Raw genomic sequence first — 2,991 nt, forward strand, 5'->3', positions numbered from 1 at the left:
GTCGGGGCGCGCTCGGTCGCCCCGACCGCCGTCCTCGACGCCGTACTGAACGGCGGGCACAGCCCCGACGCCGAAGTCGTACGCGAGCTCCGGGTGCCGCGGACCCTCATCGGACTGATGGTCGGCGCGGCACTGGCCCTCGCCGGCACGGTCCTCCAGGGCATCACCCGCAACCCGATCGCCGACCCCGGCATCCTCGGCATCAGCCAGGGCGCCTCGGTCGGCGTGGTGCTGGCGATCGCCTTCGCCGGGGTGCACACGCTGAGCGGATACGTGTGGTTCGCCTTCGTCGGCGCGGCGATCGCCTCGGTCGCCGTGTACGCGATCGCCGCCCGTGGCCGGGGCGGCGCGACGCCCGTCAAACTGGCGCTCGCCGGCGCGGCGATCAACGCCCTGCTGGTCTCCGTGACGATGGGCGTCCTGACGACGAAGGCGGCGGCGCTGGACGAGTTCCGCTTCTGGCAGGTCGGCTCCGTCGCCGGCCGCGACGCCGAAGTGGTCGGCCAGATCTGGCCCTTCCTGCTCGTGGGCACCGTCCTGGTGATCTCCGTGGCCCGCGGCCTGGACGCGCTGGCGCTCGGCGAGGACATGGCGAAGGGCCTCGGCCAGAACGTCGCCACGGTACGGATCGTGGGCGGCGTCGGCGCGACCGTGCTCACCGGCGCCGGGGTGGCGGCGGCCGGCCCGATCGCCTTCATCGGCCTGGCCGTTCCCCACATCGCCCGCGCCGTCGTCGGCAGTGACCACCGGTGGGTGCTGCCGATGGCGGCCCTCGTCGGCCCGGTGATGCTGCTCGTCTCCGACGTCATCGGCCGGATCGTCTTCCCGCCCGGCGAGGTCCCGGCGGGCGTGATGACAGCGCTCATCGGTGTGCCGTTCCTCGTCACCCTGGTCCGCCGCAAGGCGGTGCCGGCATGAGCGCGGAGACCCTCACCGGCCGCCGGATCCGGCCCGCCGGCTACACCCTCGTCCGCACCGCCCGCGGCAGCTTCCTGCTGCACCGCCGCGCCGCCGCCGTCGCCCTCGGCCTCGCCACGGTGCTCGCCGCGGCGTGCGTCGCCTACCTCAGCGTCGGCGAGAGCTTCGTCGCCCCCGCCGAGGTGCTCAAGGTCGTCCTCGGACAGCCCTCGCCGGACGAACTCGTCGTCGGGACGCTGCGGCTGCCCCGGATGGTCCTCGGACTCCTCGTCGGCGCCGCCTTCGGCGTCGCCGGCGCGCTGATCCAGACCGTCGCGCGCAACCCGCTCGCCAGCCCCGACATCATCGGCATCAGCCAGGGCGCGAGCGCGCTCACCGTGGGCGCGATGACGTTCGGCGTCACCTCGTACTCGGTGCTGCCGTACCTGTCCGTCACCGGCGGCATCGTCGCCGCCGCGCTGGTGTACGTGTTCGCCTGGCGTGGCGGGCTGCACGCCACCCGGTTCGTCCTCATCGGCATCGGCTTCGCCATAGCGCTCCGCTCGGTCACGACGCTGTTCATGACCAAGGGCGACTACCTCGTCGCCCAGCAGGCACAGATCTGGATGACGGGGTCGCTGAACGGCCGCGGCTGGGAGGAGGCCGCGCCGCTCGGCTGGACGCTGCTCGTCCTGCTGCCCGCCGTGCTGTGGGCCGCCCGCGCCCAGCGCACCGTCTCCATGGACGACGACACCGCGACCGCCCTCGGCGTACGGCTCGGCCGGGTACGGCTCGGGCTCGTGCTCCTCGGGGTCGTACTGGCGTCGATCGCGACCGGCGCCGCCGGGCCCGTCGACTTCGTGGCGCTGCTCGCACCGCAGATCGCCCGCCGCATGACCCGCACCGCGCAGATCCCGCTGCTGTGTTCCGCGCTGCTCGGCGCAGTGATCGTCGTCCTCGCCGACCTCGCGGCCCGCCGGATGTTCTCGCCCACGGAGCTCCCGGTGGGTGTGCTGACGGCCGCGATCGGCGCCCCGTACCTGATCTGGCTGATCGTTCGCAGCCGCACCGTTGGAGGTAAGTCGTGAGCAGGCTGACGGCGCGCGAGCTGACGCTCGCCTACGAGGACCGCACGGTCGTGCACGAACTCGACCTCGCGGTCCCCGACGGCCGGGTCACCGTCATCGTCGGCCCCAACGCCTGCGGCAAGTCGACCACCCTGCGGGCGCTGGGCCGGCTGCTGAAGCCGAAGGGCGGCGCGGTCCTCCTCGACGGAGCGGAACTGTCCGCGATCCCGACGAAGAAGATCGCCCGGTCGATCGGGCTGCTGCCGCAGTCCCCGGTCGCGCCGGAGGCCATCACCGTCGCCGACCTCGTGGCCCGCGGCCGCCAGCCCCACCAGCACTGGTGGCAGCAGTGGTCGCAGGAGGACGAACGCGCCGTGACCGACGCCATGGAGCGCACGGACGTCACGGCCCTCGCCGACCGTCCCGTCGACGAACTGTCGGGTGGTCAGCGGCAGCGCGTGTGGATCGCGATGGCGCTCGCACAGGAGACGGACCTGCTGCTGCTGGACGAGCCGACGACGTTCCTCGACATCGCGCACCAGGTCGAGGTGCTCGACCTCGTACGGCAGTTGAACCACGAACGCGGCCGCACGGTCGTCGCCGTGCTCCACGACCTCAACCAGGCCGCCCGCTACGCCGACCATCTCGTCGCCATGAAGGCCGGGCGGATCGTCGCCGAAGGCGCCCCGGCCGACATCGTCACCGCCGAGCTGGTCCGCGAGGTGTTCGGCATGGAGTCGGTCGTGGTCCCCGACCCGGTGACCGGGTCCCCGCTCGTCGTGCCGGGAGCGCCGTACGCCCCGCCGGGCCGGCCCAAGACCCCCACGTCCACCTCACAGTCCGTCTGAAAGGTTTCCGTTCATGAGCACCATGCTTCGCCGCCGCGGCCTCCTCGCCGGTTCCCTGGCCCTCACCGCCGCGATGACGCTGAGCGCCTGCGGCGCGAACGACGACGCCGCCACCCCCTCCGACCCTGCGGCGTCCGGCGGCAAGCACACGGTGAAGACGGCCATGGGCGACGTCGAGG

The 2,991-nt window shown here is 73.2% G+C and carries 3 protein-coding genes; all 3 read left to right on the forward strand.

The genetic code is table 11. The annotated features are described in order from the left end of the window. Positions 1-918 (forward strand): FecCD family ABC transporter permease (locus tag ACWGH4_RS33585; RefSeq protein ID WP_453467512.1); only part of this gene is annotated, 918 nt, incomplete at its 5' end. Next, on the forward strand, positions 915-1,985 hold the full coding sequence (locus ACWGH4_RS33590; RefSeq protein ID WP_453467514.1) for a FecCD family ABC transporter permease: 1,071 nt from the start codon (positions 915-917) through the stop codon (positions 1,983-1,985). The genes ACWGH4_RS33585 and ACWGH4_RS33590, both read left to right, overlap by 4 nt. Continuing rightward, on the forward strand, positions 1,982-2,812 hold the full coding sequence (locus ACWGH4_RS33595; RefSeq protein ID WP_453467517.1) for an ABC transporter ATP-binding protein: 831 nt from the start codon (positions 1,982-1,984) through the stop codon (positions 2,810-2,812). Before ACWGH4_RS33590 ends, ACWGH4_RS33595 begins: the two co-directional genes overlap by 4 nt. Positions 2,813-2,991: the final 179 nt, after the last annotated feature.

The sequence above is a fragment of the Streptomyces sp. NPDC054847 genome (assembly GCF_053610925.1).